The organism is Leptospira ainazelensis, assembly GCF_016918785.1.
GTDB classification, from domain to species: domain Bacteria; phylum Spirochaetota; class Leptospiria; order Leptospirales; family Leptospiraceae; genus Leptospira; species Leptospira ainazelensis.
In genome coordinates this window covers 121,108-137,741 of the sequence record NZ_JAFFPT010000004.1, presented here as the reverse complement: position 1 = coordinate 137,741, position 16,634 = coordinate 121,108, and the positions used below count along the sequence as shown (strand labels likewise).

At 41.6% G+C, this 16,634-nt stretch carries 14 protein-coding genes and 2 pseudogenes; 13 read left to right on the top strand and 3 right to left on the bottom strand.

The window, feature by feature from the left end; translation table 11 throughout:
* Nucleotides 1-139, bottom strand: a pseudogene (locus tag JWG44_RS01080) (quinone-dependent dihydroorotate dehydrogenase); the annotation flags it as partial.
* 9 nt (nt 140-148) lie between these two features.
* On the opposite strand from JWG44_RS01080, the pseudogene JWG44_RS01075 reads away from it, so the two are divergent.
* From JWG44_RS01075 to JWG44_RS01065, 3 genes and pseudogenes are all read left to right on the top strand, one after another.
* A pseudogene (locus JWG44_RS01075) lies at nt 149-1,219 on the top strand (quinone-dependent dihydroorotate dehydrogenase); the annotation flags it as partial.
* 116 nt (nt 1,220-1,335) lie between these two features.
* Nucleotides 1,336-2,781 carry a M43 family metalopeptidase leptolysin gene (locus tag JWG44_RS01070; RefSeq protein WP_205273112.1) on the top strand — a complete coding sequence of 482 codons (1,446 nt, stop codon included), beginning with the start codon at nt 1,336-1,338 and terminating at the stop codon, nt 2,779-2,781.
* A 22-nt stretch (nt 2,782-2,803) separates the two neighbouring features.
* Nucleotides 2,804-3,388: a hypothetical protein gene (locus JWG44_RS01065; RefSeq protein ID WP_205273124.1), complete on the top strand. Its 585-nt coding sequence runs from the start codon at nt 2,804-2,806 to the stop codon at nt 3,386-3,388.
* Nucleotides 3,389-3,434: 46 nt separating this feature from the next.
* Here the strand turns inward: JWG44_RS01065 and JWG44_RS01060 are convergent, their stop codons facing one another.
* Complete coding sequence (locus JWG44_RS01060) at nt 3,435-4,112, bottom strand: hypothetical protein (RefSeq protein ID WP_205273111.1); 678 nt, start codon at nt 4,110-4,112, stop codon at nt 3,435-3,437.
* Nucleotides 4,113-4,160: 48 nt separating this feature from the next.
* Here JWG44_RS01060 and JWG44_RS01055 point away from each other — a divergent pair, with 48 nt between their 5' ends.
* The 4 genes from JWG44_RS01055 to JWG44_RS01040 all read left to right on the top strand — a co-directional run bounded on the left by JWG44_RS01055 (nt 4,161) and on the right by JWG44_RS01040 (nt 7,535).
* A complete protein-coding gene (locus JWG44_RS01055) occupies nt 4,161-4,706 on the top strand; it encodes a SixA phosphatase family protein (RefSeq protein ID WP_205273123.1) in 546 nt (181 codons plus the stop codon).
* Entirely contained in the window at nt 4,703-5,248 is a 546-nt protein-coding gene (hpt, locus tag JWG44_RS01050) for a hypoxanthine phosphoribosyltransferase (protein ID WP_205273110.1), read from the top strand. Before JWG44_RS01055 ends, hpt begins: the two co-directional genes overlap by 4 nt.
* A 319-nt stretch (nt 5,249-5,567) precedes the next feature.
* Entirely contained in the window at nt 5,568-7,331 is a 1,764-nt protein-coding gene (locus JWG44_RS01045; RefSeq protein WP_205273109.1) for a cation:proton antiporter, read from the top strand.
* Nucleotides 7,332-7,535, top strand: a complete 204-nt coding sequence (locus tag JWG44_RS01040) for a DUF1289 domain-containing protein (RefSeq protein WP_205273108.1) — start codon at nt 7,332-7,334, stop codon at nt 7,533-7,535.
* Between the two features lie 116 nt (nt 7,536-7,651).
* On the opposite strand, the gene JWG44_RS01035 is transcribed toward JWG44_RS01040, so the two are convergent.
* Nucleotides 7,652-8,863 (bottom strand): glycosyltransferase family 4 protein, encoded by a 1,212-nt coding sequence (locus JWG44_RS01035; RefSeq protein ID WP_205273107.1) that lies wholly within the window; start codon nt 8,861-8,863, stop codon nt 7,652-7,654.
* Nucleotides 8,864-9,053: 190 nt separating this feature from the next.
* Here JWG44_RS01035 and folE point away from each other — a divergent pair, with 190 nt between their 5' ends.
* From folE to JWG44_RS01005, 6 genes are all read left to right on the top strand, one after another.
* Entirely contained in the window at nt 9,054-9,605 is a 552-nt protein-coding gene (gene folE, locus JWG44_RS01030; RefSeq protein WP_205273106.1) for a GTP cyclohydrolase I FolE, read from the top strand.
* Nucleotides 9,606-9,717: 112 nt separating this feature from the next.
* The gene (acs, locus tag JWG44_RS01025; protein WP_205273105.1) at nt 9,718-11,682 is read left to right on the top strand and encodes an acetate--CoA ligase; all 1,965 of its coding nucleotides are present in this window, start codon (nt 9,718-9,720) and stop codon (nt 11,680-11,682) included.
* Nucleotides 11,660-12,466: a cobalamin-binding protein gene (locus tag JWG44_RS01020; RefSeq protein WP_205273122.1), complete on the top strand. Its 807-nt coding sequence runs from the start codon at nt 11,660-11,662 to the stop codon at nt 12,464-12,466. Before acs ends, JWG44_RS01020 begins: the two co-directional genes overlap by 23 nt.
* Nucleotides 12,467-12,795: 329 nt before the next feature.
* Nucleotides 12,796-13,635 carry a bifunctional helix-turn-helix domain-containing protein/methylated-DNA--[protein]-cysteine S-methyltransferase gene (locus JWG44_RS01015; RefSeq protein WP_205273104.1) on the top strand — a complete coding sequence of 280 codons (840 nt, stop codon included), beginning with the start codon at nt 12,796-12,798 and terminating at the stop codon, nt 13,633-13,635.
* A 113-nt stretch (nt 13,636-13,748) separates the two neighbouring features.
* Nucleotides 13,749-14,858: an alpha/beta hydrolase gene (locus tag JWG44_RS01010; protein WP_205273103.1), complete on the top strand. Its 1,110-nt coding sequence runs from the start codon at nt 13,749-13,751 to the stop codon at nt 14,856-14,858.
* A 135-nt stretch (nt 14,859-14,993) separates the two neighbouring features.
* On the top strand, nt 14,994-16,562 hold the full coding sequence (locus JWG44_RS01005) for a methyl-accepting chemotaxis protein (RefSeq protein ID WP_205273102.1): 1,569 nt from the start codon (nt 14,994-14,996) through the stop codon (nt 16,560-16,562).
* Nucleotides 16,563-16,634 lie beyond the last annotated feature (72 nt).

The following is a 16,634-nucleotide window of genomic DNA, read 5'->3' as shown; positions in this document are numbered from 1 at the left end:
TGGAAAGAAATCCGGGAATTTTTCGACTTGCGCCGAGAAGAGTTTTTGCGAATTCGTGTGCGGTCTCCGGATCTAAGGAAAGAAAAAGAGGTTTTAGAAAAGCCTTATAAACGCCGTGTCTCAGTGAAGAAGAAATCATCTCTGAAACTATTTTCCCCGCTTAGATCCGGAGACCGCACACGAATTCGCAAAAACTCTTCTCGGCGCAAGTCGAAAAATTCCCGGATTTCTTTCCATTGTGGAATCGACGACCTCGTATCGAAGCGATCGATTGAGAACAACTGTAGCAGGGTTAGAATTTGATAATCCGCTGGGAATGGGCGCGGGTTTCGATAAAACGGGCGAGTTATATCCTTTTTTGAGTAGAATGGGTTTTGGTCACGTCGAAGTTGGAACGATTACCGGACAAGCCCAACCGGGAAATCCGAAACCCAGAATCTTTCGATATCCGGAAGACCAGGCTCTCATCAATCGTATGGGTTTTAATAACCCGGGTGCGGATCTTGCGTTCAAAATTCTTTCCAAACAGACAAAAGGAAAAATTCGCGGTATCAACGCCGGAAAAACTAAAATCGTTCCGGAAGACAAGGCCGTCGAAGATTATATTTATACTTTGAAACGTTTGGCGCCTTACGCAGATTATACGGTGATCAATATCAGTTCTCCCAATACCCCCGGACTCAGAAATTTTCAGAAACAGGAGAATTTTGTTTCCTTGATCGAAGGGATTCGTTCCGGACTTGGAAAGGATTTTAGAATTCCCATCTTTGTGAAGTTTGCTCCCGATATGGAACAGAAGGATCTGGAAGCCTTATTAGAAACTTCTTTGAGTTTAAAACTAAACGGAGTGATTCTTACGAACACAACGATCGATAAATCGGTTCTTTCCAAATATCCGAATGTTGAAAAAGAAGGTGGACTTTCGGGGAAGCCATTGAGAAAAAAAGCGACCGAATTTATCCGCGTTGCGTATAATCTATTGAAGGGAAGAATTCCGATCATCGGAGTCGGCGGTATCGATTCCGGAGAAACGGCGTTGGAAAAAATTCTAGCGGGAGCTGACCTAGTTCAAATTTATACCGGTTATATCTATCAGGGTCCGTTTTTACCTTTGCGTATTCTTGAATTCTTAGATCGATTTTTGAAAAAGAATCAACTCGATTCCATTTCTCAGATAGTGGGAAAGGAAAAAGAACTCGGTTGGGTCCCAAAAAATTGACGATGGTTCCCTGAAAGAGAAAAATTTTTCCCGGAACTTGGAATTAAAAAAAGAAATTCATCTTATTAAATTGTAATAGGTTCGCTCTCTAAAAGAAGCATTAGGAAATTAGTGATATGTTGAGAAAAACTTTCGTCCCAGTTTTGATTCTATGTTGGTTCTTTTGGGGTTGTCCAATTCAAAAAGACAAAGATAAAACATCTGAAAATCTAAATCTTTTGCTCGGTATATACATGTATAACGAATCTCTCTATCGTTGCGAGCCCGCAGAAAATGAAAGGACTTCCGGAGCTGCTCCGAATTTCAGCGTTTCCACTTCCACACTGAGTCAAGTTTTATTAACTGAAAGTAACGCGTATGCGGACGGCGGAACCGCATATCTTACGGGAACGGTAAATTTTCCAGGTTTAGGTAAAAGTAATCCTGTTGGAATCGTGTATACCGAACAAAACCATACATTTGCATCCAACGCCAATCGATTTATCTATCCTCTTTGGGAAAACGCCGCAGGCAATTTGATTCAGGATAATGGTAAAAGTGAAGCCGCCGGGTCTCGCTCGGTAACTACGGCTTTTCCGATCGGAGCGACTTCGAGCTACTATGCGCCGAGTGCGGGTTATAATAATTTCGTAAGTAACATTTTGGGCGTGGACTTTATTCTGCCGAGTGTGCCAAGCCCATCCATTCCGACTCGAAGAGTTACAAACAACACTCCCCATACCTGCGAAGAATATAAATTTCGCGCAGAGCCGAACGGAATTTTCGGAAGTTCGGCTTCCGGTTTGGCAAAGGTTTGGCAGTCGCGAAAGAAGTTGCATATCAATTTGATTTTTGTTCCGAACGCGGTAACAACGCCGACAACGGTTGGAATGGCGACGATGATACAAACTTTAAAAGAGATCTACGCTCAGGACACAGTAAAGATAGACGTTACAGTCACCGCCTCTGTTGCAGCGGGTGCGGAAGCAAATTTTCTTACCGTTGCGAATTTATCCGACGATTTCGGAGATGTCGCGGGTTCTTTGGGAACATTGTACAAAACAAATCCTGCCGGAGTTCAGGATCCAAATTCTTTGAATATTTATATAACAAGGGGTTACACGGTTTCGAGCAGCGCACCTGCGGGAATTTTAGGAATCTCTTCCGGAATTCCGGGAATTCCGATCGCTGGAACTCCTAAATCCGGTATGATCGTTTTTATCGAGAATCATAGAACGGCGACCGGATGCGGAGGGATCGGCTCTGACCTCACTTGTTCTGCGGATCAGATTTTTTTGGCAAAAACAATCGCACATGAGGGCGCCCATTTCTTAGGGCTTTATCATCCGGTAGAAAAAGACGTAATCAGAGGACGTTATTCTCTGGATCCTTTGCCGGAAACACCGGAATGTCAGGATCAAAACGGTAACAATCTCGTCGGTTTGGGCGAATGTTTAGGGACCGGTTTTTATAATAGCGGGGGACTCAACCTCATGTTTTATGCGGGGAATCCAACCATCAATCAAACACAATTGACCGGAGAACAAGGTTGGGTGCTACGATCGCATCCATTGGTTTACTAATATGAAGACAAAAAAGAATCAAATGAAGTTTAGAATGGGGCGAGTTTTTACAACCGGCCTGATCGTTTTATTTTGGGTTTCTTCCGCGATCCAAGCCGAACCTTTGAACGGAGATCAATACGAAAAGATAAAATCCGTAGCTCTTCAAACCGGTCATATCGATCGAGAATCGCTGGTCAAAGAAATTTATTCGATCAACCCGAATCCGCAAGAATACTTGATTGCGATCTCTAAAGAACCGGGAATGAGGGTTTATGCGCTTTCACAAATCAACGATTTGATCGCCGACTTCGGCGGAAATTCCGCGAAGAGTTATTTAGAGTCGACCATCGCGAATGAAAATTCACATCCAACGGTTCGGAACGCTGCGGTATTTGCTTACGGAAAATCATATTATTCTTTAGATAAAACGAGCACCGAAAGTTTTCTTAAACAATATGAAAATCATAGCGGAATCGGAAGTTCGATTCAGAATACTTTGAAAGATCTGAGGGCGGGAAAAATTAGTTCGATTCGATTTTCCGATCGATTGAAAAAATCAAATTTTGAAAGTCTCAAAGATAAAAATCTTCGTAAGCCGGATTCAAACAACAAGAACAATCGATAAGAATAAGAATTCTCTTTGAGCGTGATGATATCGGAATATTTTACGCTCAGGGAGAATCGTTGGAAGTCGCGGTCGTCTGTCTACAAATTCCCTTTTCTTTCCAATCCAACTTCCATTCGCTGGCGGAATCGTCTTTGAAAAGACGAACTATAAGATTTGTACACGAATAACGAAGGTTATTATCGGCCAATACTTCGTAGTCTCCCGAATAACGAAACCAATGAACTTCTAAATCACTGCCGGATATCGGTTCCCCAATTTTTAAATTCTCTATCGTTTTTCCCTTCCAACGTTCCAGCAAAAGACCTTCCTCGATTAACTTGAGAGCGGTTTCTTTATCGGGTGACTCTTTTCCTGGATCGGATAAAACTATATTCTTACCGAATCCTAGTTCTGAAAAGAGCCAACCCTTTGTACGGACAAAAATATAATTCGCACCCACTTCCGTTCGTGTAATACTTCCGTCTTTGCGTTTTGCAGTAACTAAAAATGGAAATTTGTAAAGTATATCGGCGTTGGATTTGGGTTCTTCTTTTTCTATTAGAACGGGTTCGCCATTACTTTCGATCGATTGGATTTTATCGCCAACGTGTTTTTTAGACCATTGAATTTGAACGTCTTTTTTCGCTCTTTCTTCGTCCGGAGGACCTGCTAATTGTGCGCCTAACAAAGTAGGCATAAGAATGAGCAAAGCAGTTCCTGCTAACGCGAAGACCTTTTTCATAGCACCATAATTAAAGAGATCTTTTAACTCTTGTCAATGAATTTAAAGTTGACCGGAGAAGCGCAAAACGAGAGACAAAGTTTGTTGAAACAAATTCATTTAATCAGACACGCGAAATCAGATTGGGAATCCGAATTTAAGTCGGATCGAGAAAGGCCCTTGTCGGACAGAGGAAAGAAAAACGCTCGATCTCTTCGAAAGTATTTGGAGAGAATTGAATTCAAAACGGATTTATTTTTAATTTCCGATTCTAAAAGGACATTGGATACTTATAAAATTCTTACTAAAAATAAGGAAGTCTCTTCCGAGACCAAAGTAACGGAAAAATTGTACGAATCCGATAGTGAAGATATTTTAGTAACGCTTAGAGAATCGAATTCTAAGTTTGAGAGTGTGGCATTGTTGGGTCATAATCCAGGAATCGAAGAAATTGCAAATCGTTTGATCCGAGGAAGTGAAGACCTATCTCTTTCGGAATCGATTCTTTTTAAGTTTCCGACTTCCGGATTTTTGAGTATACAAGCCGAGATAAATACTTGGCAAGACCTCGGCAAAATTCCCGGAAAAATAATTCGATTCTGGATTCCGGGATGAACAAAAAAAATTCAGACATTCTCCATCCGCGGTTTTCTCAAGAAGAAATTTTAAAAAAGGTCGACTCGTTAGCTTCCGAAATCGCAAAAGATTATAAAAAACTGAATCCTGTTTTTATCTGCGTTTTGAAAGGTGGGGTTTATTTTTTCTCGGATCTCACGCGGGCGATTCCATTTTCAGTTGAGATCGACTTCGTTCAAGCAAGGTCGTATTCGGGAACCGTTTCCACCGGTAAGATCGATTTATTAAAAGACATCAATACCGATCTTTCCGATCGTCATATCATTCTCGTGGAAGATATTTTGGATACTGGGTTTACGTTGCAGTATCTTGTGAGGCATATCTTTACGCGCAACCCGGCGAGTCTTGAGATCGTTACGCTCCTTTTAAAGGAAAGAAAAAACATCCTTGAATTTCCGGTGAAATACGTCGGCTGGAGAATTCCGGATGAATTTGTTGTGGGTTATGGTCTTGATTTTGATGGGAAATATCGAAATCTTCCCGACATCCACGTTTTGGAACCTGGGGATTTTTCAGTTTAAAACGATCTAGAGTTGCTATCAATTTCAAAGAACTGATTTATTTTTTTGCGAAAGTCCTCCTTTGAGAGCACAAAATTCTTAAAACTATGATGCTGAACAAAAGTTTCTTCCCGTTTTCAAGTTTTTACTAGATCCGCAAAAAAAATGTTTTTTACTAAAGGATTCTTCTTTAGTTTAGTAAGTAGAAGCTTTTTATAAGATTCTGCCGTTCGCTTATAAGAAACCAGAGAAAGAATGTTCGTGAGCTCTCACTCTGTTTGGAACTTGTGTTTCGGGTTTCCTTAGAAAAAGAAATTAGATTTTAGGACGAACTGTAAATATGGAGCATCATTCCCTTTCTCTTTTAAACGATATCGCGTTGAGCATCATCTTCGCTACTTTTTTTTCCCATATTGCTCGAGTTACAAAACAACCGTTGATTCTCGGTTATGTGGCAGGCGGACTTTTACTGGGACCGAATTTGGGTTTTGGTCTTGTCGTAAATGAAGAGAGCATCGAATTGATATCCGAGATCGGTTTGATACTTTTGTTATTTATCATCGGTCTTGAAATCGATTTAAAAGAATTGGCGCGGATGGGAAAATCCATGTTCATTCTCGGGATCAGCCAGTTCGTTTTTTGCGTTCTTTTCGGTTTAATTTTCTTTAAAGGGATTCTCGCCGGATCTCCCGGAAAATTCGATCTTCTTTATTTTGCAATCGCGTTGGCGATCAGTTCGACGATGATCGTCGTCAAACTGCTCCATGATAAATTCGAAGTAAGTACGATCGCCGGTCGGCTTACGATCGGAGTGCTCGTTCTCCAAGATATTTGGGCCATCATTTTTATGGGAGTTCAGCCAAATCTTCAAGATCCTCAGATTCTTAAAATCGCAAGTTCGCTTGGGATCGGTTTAGTTCTCATTGGCGTCGCTTTTTTGATCAGTAGATTTTTTCTTTCCAGGTTATTCGAAGCTGCGGCTTCCAAACCCGAACTCATTTTGATTACTTCCATTGCTTGGTGTTTTTTACTCTGCGGCTTTGCGGAAAAAGCGGGCCTTTCGAAAGAGATGGGCGCCTTGATTGCCGGCGTGAGTATCGCGGCGTTCCCTTACGGTGCGGACGTGATCGCAAAACTTTCCGGGATTAGAGATTTTTTTATCACTCTTTTCTTCGTTGCTCTTGGGATGAAAATTCCGATTCCTTCGATCCAGATCATCAGCGTCTCTTTGATAGCGGTGGCTTTTGTGATCGTGAGCAGAGTGATCACTGTTGCGACTCCGGTCTATTTTTCAGGAAAAGGTCTGCGAGCGGGCGTAGTCACCGGTTTGAATCTGGCTCAGATCAGCGAATTCTCGCTCGTGATTCTTTCCTTGGGAATGGGTTACGGACATATCAGCAAAGAATTGGAGTCCACCGTTCTTACTTCGATGATTCTTGCTTCCGTAGTTTCGACTTATATCATTCTTTTTAACGATCCGATTTCTAGATTCATCTTAAGTCTGTTAGCCGGAATCGGTCTGAAAGAAAAAGACGAGGATCGCACCGAATCCGATCTAACGGGTCAGCCAAAACGGGACATCGTCATTTTGGGTTATTTTAGAATCGCTCAAGGACTTCTTGAAGGAATTGAAAGAGAAAAACCGGAGTGGTTGAACCGAATTCTGATCGTGGATTTTAATCCCGTTTTTAGACAGGCCTTGGAAGCAAAAGGAATTCGTTGGGCGTATGGGGATCTTGCAAATCCGGAAACGCTTCATCATTTAGGAATCGAAGACGCGAGATACGTGATCTGCACGATTTCAGATATGATTCTCAAAGGTACTACCAACAGAAGACTTTTGGAATCGCTCAAAACGATTTGTCATCACAGACAACCTTCCATTATCCTTACTACGGACGACGCTAAAGAAGCGGACGTCCTTGTTGAAAGCGGCGCGGCGCACGTTATCGTTCCCGGAAGAATCAGCGGGATGTCGCTTTTTAAAGAAATGAAAACGATAGTCGATCATTCTAAAAATGGTCATGAAACGGTAAATCTTTCGTCAAAGAAAAAACCTGCGAAAAAGAAAGCTACGACGAAGTCTAAAGTTCGAGGCAAATGAGTGGTCCGTTCTCCGTGTAATAAAATCTGCACTATGGATTTTGAAACGGGATTTTGCGAAGGTTGTTTTCGAACTATCGAAGAAATCGGCAACTGGTCCCGTTATTCCGACTTGGAAAGGGAAAATCTTTTTTTAACAATCCAGACCCGGAAGGAAGAAATCTTTTCCAAAAAAAAACATAGCAAAAGGGAAATTGAGTTTTAGAATTCCTCTTTGTATTTACTGCGAGGATTGTTTTTTCGATAAACGTAGATTCACCATGAAGAATTTTTGAAAACTGATTTCGAGTCCGTCTCAAAATAAAATACCGTGAAATCCGCTTAGGAAAGTATTTTATAAATTTCTAATGTTTTTTCCGCAGAACCTTTCCAGGAAAATCTTGCAGAATTCTTTTTTCCTTTTGGAATCAATGCTTTTGTGCTTTTAGGATTTTTAAGAAATCCATCCAAAAGAACTCGAAGTTCTTCCGGATGGTTCGGCGAGAAATATAAAACGCTCTCGTTCAGAATTTCAGGCATTACCGTCGCGTTGGAGGAAAACACGGGACAACCGCAGGCTTGGGCTTCCAAAGGAGGAAATCCGAATCCTTCGTATTTAGAAGGAAAAATCAAAACTCCTGCGGAAGAATAAAGGCATCGAAGTTCTTCTAACGAAAGCCGTTTCATAGGAAGAATTTGATTCTCATAACCTCGAACTTCCGGTTCCAGATAATCCGGAATTTTTCCGGAAGCCCCGCCGAGAACCCAGTTCGTTTTTAGAAGTTTTGAATCCCAGAAAGATTTCAGGACGTTTAGAACAAAGTCTAAATTCTTATGACCTTTTCCGATTCCTACGCTGAGCAGATATCCTTCTTTGAGTTCGTATTTTTTTAAGAATTTTTTTTTCTCTTCCGAGGAAGCAGGATAAAAAACGGATTCGTCGATTCCGTTCGGGATCACCTGAATCGTATCTTTTGAAAAATGGAAAACGGATTCTAAATCTGTCGCCGAATATCGGGAAACTGAAACTACTTTTTTTGAAAATGTTCGAATCAATCGAAAGACGACTTGTAAATAAATTCTTTTTGCGAAGCTCGAATGAAATTCTTTCATTCGAAAAGGAATGATGTCGTGAATCGTAACGATCGATTTTGAGAGATAACGAAGAGGTGCGTTGAAGTGAGGAATGTCGAGCAGATCCATTTTTTGCATCAACGGATGTCCGAAAAATTCCCGAAAAGAATAGATTGTGACTTCGTAAGAAATTACGGGATAAGAATAGGGACCGATTTTTTTTCCGCGAAAAGCCGGAAGTTTTGAGCGTTCCCGTTCTTCTTCAAAACCGGTAAATTCGTGGCAGGAAATTCCTTCCTTTCGGATCGTTTCCCGATTTCCAAAAAGATAGATCTGAAAATTCTCTTTCTCGGCCAAAGGACCGATGTGTTTTAGAATCCCTCGAATTCTCATCCCGATGCCGGAATGTGCGATCATACGGGCGTCTAACCCGATCTTTACGGGCCGTTTTCGTTTTGTCTGAAAATTCTCAACGCGCATGAAAGGACAAAATCGCTCGCGCTGGGAAATCCGCAAGAAAATGAAAATCCGATGGAAGATTCTATAGCCACTTTTGAGAATGGGAATGTATCTCTTTGGATTCTAAAAAAAATCACCGAATTCGTCAGAATGGAATCTAACAAGAGGCCCCTTATCCAATCTTGGGAAATATAACTGAAGAGAGTTTAAATTGGAAGAAGAAGTTGTAAAAATTCTAAAATCGATAGGCGAAGATCCGAGTAGGGAAGGACTTCGCGACACCCCGAAAAGAGTTTCAAAGGCCTATGATTTTTTGACCTCGGGTTACCGCGCCGATATCACGACCATCGTCAACGGAGCCATCTTCGAAGAACCGACCGAAGGGATGGTTCTTGTGAGAGACATCGAAATGTATTCTCTCTGCGAACATCATCTTTTACCTTTTTACGGAAGAGCGCACGTCGCCTATCTTCCGAATAAAAAGATCATCGGGATCAGTAAAATTCCTAGAATTGTGGATGTTTTTGCAAGAAGACTTCAGGTACAGGAACGACTTACGGAACAAATTGCCTATGCGATCCAAGACGTTTTGGAACCGCAAGGTGTCGCCGTTGTCATCAAAGCGAAACATCTTTGTATGATGATGCGAGGCGTTGAAAAACAAAACTCGGAACTTTTCACTTCTTGTATGTTGGGCGCGTTCAAAGACAATATGGTGACTCGTTCCGAATTCTTAGATTTGATTCGAACCGGCTCCACCTAAGTAACGAAGACCTCCTTAAGAATTTTTGAGAGGAGGTTTCTCAGTCGGTTTTCCGCAATTTGGTGGACAGGGAAAAAAAAAGAACCATTCTTTACCGAATCTGGAGGAAGTCATGGCAAAAGAACGGATCGTTCCCCCGTCAGAAGATTTCAAAAAAAAAGCAAACCTCAGTCTCAAGGAATATAAATCGCTTTATAAAGAATCCATAGAAAACCCGAACAAGTTTTGGGGAAGAGAAGCGAACCGACTTACTTGGTTTAAGAAGTGGACCAAGGTTCTCAGTCATGATTTTAAAAACGCAAAGGTAGAATGGTTCAAGGGTGGGAAACTCAACGTTTCTTACAATTGTTTGGATCGTTTTATTGAAACTCCTCTTAAAAACAAAGCCGCTTTGATCTGGGAAGGAGACAGTCCTTCGGAATCCAGAGTTCTTACTTATTATGATCTCTATCGAGAAGTGAATCGTTTCGCAAACGTTCTAAAAAAATACGGGGTAAAAAAGGGCGATCGTGTTCTGGTTTATCTTCCTATGATTCCCGAATTGGCCATTACAATTCTTGCATGTTCCCGTATCGGTGCGATTCATTCCGTTGTGTTCGGAGGTTTTTCACCGGAGGCCCTTCAGAGTAGAATCGACGATTGTAAACCGAAATTGATCGTTACCGCCGACGGAGGGTATCGCGGAGGAAAGCCTGTCGAACTCAAAAAAAACGTGGACATTGCGATCAGTTCGGCTTCTGAAAAAGTTAAGAATGTGATCGTAGTTAGAAGAACCGGAAACGAATCGGGACTTGTTTGGAAAGACGGACAAGATCACTGGTATCATTTTTTGATAAACGATCCGGATCTGCCTGAGTACTGCAAGCCCGAACCGATGGACGCAGAAGATCCTCTTTTTATTCTTTATACATCCGGTTCTACCGGAAAGCCGAAGGGTGTATTACATACCACGGGCGGTTATCTTCTCGGAGCGAATTTAACGTTTCATTATGTATTCGATATTAAACCGGAAGATACGTATTGGTGTACCGCAGACATAGGCTGGGTGACGGGACATTCTTATCTCGTTTACGGGCCTCTTTCCAACGGGGCTTCTTCCGTGATGTTTGAAGGAGTTCCTTCCTATCCGGACGCAGGAAGATTCTGGGACGTGATCGACAAATACGGAGTTAATATTTTTTATACGGCGCCTACCGCGATTCGAGCCCTTATGAGAGAAGGTCTTGATCCTATCAAAAAAAGAAATCTCAGTTCTCTTCGTCTATTAGGTTCCGTTGGAGAACCGATCAACCCGGAAGCATGGGAATGGTATTTTAAGAATATCGGAAAGAGCAAGTGTCCGATCGTGGATACTTGGTGGCAAACGGAAACGGGATCGATTATGATCACTGCGTTACCGGGAGCGATTCCTCAGAAACCGGGATCGGCGACATTGCCGTTTTTTGGGGTCCAGCCGATTCTTGTGGATAACGATGGAAAAGAACTCAACGAAAAAGGAGAAGTTTCCGGAAATCTTTGTATCAAAGCTCCTTGGCCTTCGATGATGAGAGGTGTTTACGGAGATTCCAAAAGATTCTTCGATACTTATTTTTCTCAGTTCAAAGGTTATTATTTTACCGGAGACGGAGCGAAAAGAGACAAGGACGGCTACTATTGGATCACGGGAAGAGTGGACGACGTAATCAATGTTTCCGGTCATAGAATCGGAAGCGCCGAAGTGGAAAGCGCGCTCGTTGAAAATAGAGCCGTCGCAGAAGCCGCGGTTGTCGGCTTTCCTCACGATATCAAAGGCCAGGGTATTTATGCGTATGTCACCGTAAAAGAAGGTGTTGTTACGAACGATGAACTCAAAAAGGAACTCATTGCCACAGTTGAAAAAGTGATCGGAAAGATTGCGAGACCGGATGTGATTCATTGGGCGCCAGGTTTACCGAAGACTCGTTCCGGAAAGATCATGAGAAGAATTTTGAGAAAGATCGCTTCTGCGGAATTCGAAGGACTCGGAGATACGTCTACGCTCGCCGATCCTTCCGTTGTACAGAAGTTAATCGACGATAAGAAAGAATTTCATAGCTGAGGAGAAAAGTCTGGTCGGTCCGAAAAGAATCATCTGTCTCACCGAGGAAACGACCGAGCTACTTTATCTTTTGGGGGAAGAGGATCGTATCGTCGGAATCTCGGCGTATACGGTTCGCCCTCTCAAAGCAAAGGCGGAAAAACCAAAGGTCTCTGCGTTTATCAATGGAAACGTAAAGAAGATCAAAGATTTAAAACCTGACCTTGTGATCGGATTCTCCGATATCCAAGCAAATCTTGCGAAAGACTTGATCGCGGAAGGATTGAACGTTCTCGTCACAAATCAAAGAACGATTTCGGAAATTTTGGATACGATACTTTTGTTCGGTTCTATGGTGGGGAAAACTAAGGAGACCGAAGTTCTAATCGAAGGATGGAAAACAAAGTTAGAAAGAATTCAAAAAGAGAACCGATCGGAAAAACCGCCGCGCGTATTCTTTCAAGAATGGGACGAACCGATCATTACCGGAATTTCTTGGGTCGGAGAATTGATTGAAATCGCCGGTGGAAAAGATTGTTTTGATGATCTGCGAAATAAATCGATGGCGAAGGAAAGAATCATCTCTTCCAAGGACGTCGCAGAAAAAAATCCGGATATTTATCTCGGCTCTTGGTGTGGAAAACCGGTAAACTTTGATTGGGTCCAAACTCATCCGGATTGGCAAAATATAAACGCGGTCAGAAATAAAAAAATTTTCGAATTGGATCCTTCGATCATCCTCCAACCGGGGCCGGCGCTTTTTGAAGAAGGGATCGATCAATTGGTAAAATTCATTCACGCTTAATCGGAGAATTTTGTTTTTCTCTTAAAATCGAAACGTTCTTAAATAACTTCGTTCCTATGTCGGATTTCTGATCTTCTTTTTCCAAGAGAAAGCCGTTGAGGCGGAGAAGGAAAATCTAAAAAAGGGCGGACTTTTTCTCCAATGATTCCGAAGCGGACTTAGAGTCAGTTTCAAGAAATTTTTGGACCCTATAAAGTTTGTCGGAACAAATTATCGCCTTATTTTTTGATCGCAAAAAAATTGAAATAAACTCCGGAAAACCCTTTTTAAAAAATAAAAACAGCAAGGATCGGGTTTTAAAAAAAGGACTTTGATATATTCTTTTTGATATGGATCACTACAGAAAAATCGCAACAGCCATTCAATTCATTCAGGAGAATTCCACTTCGCAACCCGAATTGGAAGAAATAGCAAAATCCGTAAACTTAAGCCCGTTTCATTTTCAAAGGCTTTTTACGGAATGGGCCGGAGTTAGCCCGAAACAATTCTTACAATATCTTACTCTTCAAAATGCAAAATCGATTCTTTCCAAACCGCAATCGACCTTATTCGACGCTGCCTATGAGACCGGTCTTTCCGGTACGAGCAGGCTTCACGATTTATTCGTCAGGATCGAAGGAATGACTCCGGGAGAATACAAAAACGGAGGAGAAAAACTCGTCATTCGTTATAGCTTTCAAAAGGGAATTTTCGGAGAATACCTGGTCGCATCGACGGAAAAGGGAATTTGTAATTTATTCTTTTATGATATTCCCAAAGAAGAAATTCTTTCGGAACTTCGGGAACAATGGAGCCAAGCTAAGTTGATACAAAAAACCGACGAGAACCAAGAGAGAGTCGTTCGTTTTTTTGATAATACGCTGAATCAAAAAGAGAAAATCAAACTCCATTTGAAAGGAACTGATTTTCAAATCAAGGTTTGGGAATCTTTACTAAAAATTCCGGAGGGAAAATTGTCCTCTTATTCAAGCGTCGCAGGTTCTATCGACCAGGAAAACGCCTCGAGAGCGGTGGGCTCCGCAATCGGTAAGAATCCGATCGGGTATTTGATTCCTTGCCATCGAGTAATCAAAAGTACCGGCGGAATCGGTGAATACAGATGGGGCTCCGAGAGGAAAATGGCTATGATCGGCTGGGAAGTCAGTAAATCGAATTCGCTTTCCGCTTAAACTTCGGTTTTAATTCTAAGAATTGAACTTGAGTCCGTTTCTAAAATTCGTTTTCAATTTAAAAAGAATCTTAGAATCTGTTTTTTCATAAGGAAAAGATTTTCGGAGAGTTTATGAAACGTTTGATAGGAATTTTTGTTATCTTCGGGCTTCTTTTTTGTAAACAGAATTCAAAGAGTTTTCAAGAGGAAACTCTGGAACCTCTTTTTGAAACAATCTTGATTGTAAGTTATCCGTATTTGATCAATACCTGTGCGATCACCCCAGTCGGGTATTACGGTCCGATTGCACCGATTTCTCAAGGATACGGTTCTCGCGGTGCGAGCGCCGTTTCTGTAGGGGTTTTGCCAAACCCAAGCGCTCCTCGTAACGTCTGCGTATATTATCCAACGGGTCAAACTACAAAGGCTCCCGTTCTGTTCTTTATGCACGGTTTTAGTTCTCCATCGGCGGAAGCTTATTTTCCACTGATCGATTTTTATGTTTCCAAAGGATATGTGGTAGTTTTTCCCATTTATATTTCCGATCGAAGGGATCCGACTGAAAATTATAAATTTATGTTGGACGGAATTAATTTCGCCGTCGAGCAGTATGCGAGTATCATCGATACGACTCGAGTCGGTTATATGGGGCATTCTTATGGAGGGGGCGCGACTCCGTATCTCGCTCATCAAGGAATCATTCAGAAAGGTTGGGGAAGTAACGGATCCTTTATTTTTCTTTTAGCGCCTTGGTATTCTTTTTCAATCAGCAACACCCAACTCGCACAGTTTACGAATTCCACAAAAATGATCGCTCAGATTTACGATAACGACGACGAGGTGGATAATCGAATGGCGATCGATATCTTTACTCGAATCGGTACAACCGCTTCCGAGAAGGATTTTCAAGTCGTTTATTCCGATATCCATAACGGATATAGCCTCAATGCGGATCATTATACTCCCATTAAGAATACCGTGATCGGACTTGGTTCCTTGGATACGTTAGACTTCTTTGGAATCTGGAAACAATTAGACGCGTTAGCCGATTATAGCTTTTATAATTCTGCAACCGCAAAGGATATTGCTTTGGGGAACGGATCAAATAATCAGAAGATGATGGGTCTGTATCCGGATGGACAATCAGTCAAAGTGATGTCTGTTTCCGACGCACCAACACCTCTCCACCCGGAAAGTTTTTTCATTCACCCATTCTCCAATTCGTTGAATCCAAGATTTTAAGCGAATTGCTTATGATCCGAACGAATAACCGATCTTATGGAATGAAAACATGTCTTCTTATAATAAGGTTATCTATTTCGGCTTTTGCCAAGTACTTTTCATTTACTTAATTGAATTTCTATAGACGATTGGTCTATGTCCAAGCAGTCCATTGAATCGATCCGCAAGAAGGGAGAAACCCTTACCTATTATTCGAGAATAGCCATTATGGTCATGATGCTTTTCTCTCTTGCATCGAGTATTAAAACTTTGCATCCTCAGATTTTGCTCAACCATAGCTTCGCCGCAGGTTTTATGTGCGTTTATACGTTATTCGGTTTTGCTTTGTATAAGAAATACAACGTAAGTCCGTGGGTACATAAAGTTTTTGTCATATTCGATACGCTTCTTTTGAGCGGAACGATTTTGGTTGATGGAATGGTTTCCGCCGAAATCATAGCTCCAGTTCTAAAAAATGCGATTCTTTATTCCGTTTATTATTTTATCATCGCTTATTCAGGGTTACTTGGAAGTCCGCGATTTGTTTTGATAACGGGTTTGTTTTGTGCGGTCGGGTATTCGATCGGTTTGATCAACGCGACCCTTCACGGTCTACAATTTTCGGAAAACAATATTATCAACACGGCGCCCGGATTTATGAAATTGAGTTCCGAAATCACGAAGATTATTTTTATGTTTGCTGTCAGTTTTATTCTCTATCGATTGATGGACTTGTTTGATAATCTTTACCGCGAAGCGGCCTCTTATTTCAAAGAGAATAAGGACTTTCTTTCCCGTTTGGAAAACAATCGAAAGGTCATTCATTCTTCCGCTGAAACTTTGGAAATTTCAGTCTCTAATTTTTCGGAGTTTACGAGTTTAACAAGTTCTAAGATGGAATCGCAGGCGGCTTCCTTGGAAGAAGTCAATGCTGTCATCACTTCTCTTTCTAAATCATCGGAAAACAATGTGGATTCGATCCGAACTCAGAACGAAAACCTGATCGAACTGAATCAGAAGTCGCAAACTCTTCTTGAGATCATAACTAAAATTTCGCAACTTTCTAAAAATTTGGAAATGAATGCAAACGAAAGTAAAATCGAGATGCAGACCGTTAAGAATTCGGTGGAAAAAACTGATACATTTCTAAAGAACATTTCGAATTCCTTTCAAAGGGTCGATGAGATCAATCGTATTTTGGGCGAAATCGCCGATAAAACAAATCTTCTTTCCCTAAACGCTTCCATTGAAGCCGCGCGGGCAGGCGCAGCGGGAAGGGGATTTTCGGTCGTCGCGCAAGAGGTAAGTAAGCTCGCGGAATTCACCGCTTCCAATGCAAAGATGATTTCTAAGGTTGTTCATGATTCACTTCAATATATCGAAGAAGCCAATCGTTCCTCGAGAGATACAGGCTATTTGACCGAGGGCCAAAGTCTTAAGATCAACGGAACGGTCTCTAGTATCGAAGAAATGACTCGCCTGTACGAAAAGGGTACCGGAATCGTCCAGGACTTTGCCAGAAACTTGAGCAAAGTAAAAACTCTTTCCGACGAGTTATTCCATTCTACTCACGAGCAGATGGTCGGACAAAAAGAAATGATGAAAGCGATGTTTGCTCTCGAAAAAGAGATCAACGAGATTACTCGAGAATCGGGCAAGATCCAAGACGGCGTCTTGAGTATCAAGTCCCAATCAAAGGATCTAAAAGCGCTGAGTGTCGTTTGAGCCGTTTGTTAGTTAAGAAGGGAAATATTCGTTTTCACTTTGTGTCTTCTTGAAACATATTTGAAATCTTAA

Excerpts from the sequence above, each read along its gene's own strand:
- JWG44_RS01060 (WP_205273111.1), bottom strand. The coding sequence starts at position 4,112 with ATGAAAAAGGTCTTCGCGTTAGCAGGAACTGCTTTGCTCATTCTTATG.
- JWG44_RS01005 (WP_205273102.1), top strand. The coding sequence starts at position 14,994 with ATGTCCAAGCAGTCCATTGAATCGATCCGCAAGAAGGGAGAAACCCTT.
- JWG44_RS01010 (WP_205273103.1), top strand. The coding sequence starts at position 13,749 with ATGAAACGTTTGATAGGAATTTTTGTTATCTTCGGGCTTCTTTTTTGT.
- acs (WP_205273105.1), top strand. The coding sequence starts at position 9,718 with ATGGCAAAAGAACGGATCGTTCCCCCGTCAGAAGATTTCAAAAAAAAA.
- JWG44_RS01045 (WP_205273109.1), top strand. The coding sequence starts at position 5,568 with ATGGAGCATCATTCCCTTTCTCTTTTAAACGATATCGCGTTGAGCATC.
- JWG44_RS01070 (WP_205273112.1), top strand. The coding sequence starts at position 1,336 with ATGTTGAGAAAAACTTTCGTCCCAGTTTTGATTCTATGTTGGTTCTTT.
- JWG44_RS01065 (WP_205273124.1), top strand. The coding sequence starts at position 2,804 with ATGAAGTTTAGAATGGGGCGAGTTTTTACAACCGGCCTGATCGTTTTA.
- hpt (WP_205273110.1), top strand. The coding sequence starts at position 4,703 with ATGAACAAAAAAAATTCAGACATTCTCCATCCGCGGTTTTCTCAAGAA.
- JWG44_RS01035 (WP_205273107.1), bottom strand. The coding sequence starts at position 8,863 with ATGCGCGTTGAGAATTTTCAGACAAAACGAAAACGGCCCGTAAAGATC.
- JWG44_RS01015 (WP_205273104.1), top strand. The coding sequence starts at position 12,796 with ATGGATCACTACAGAAAAATCGCAACAGCCATTCAATTCATTCAGGAG.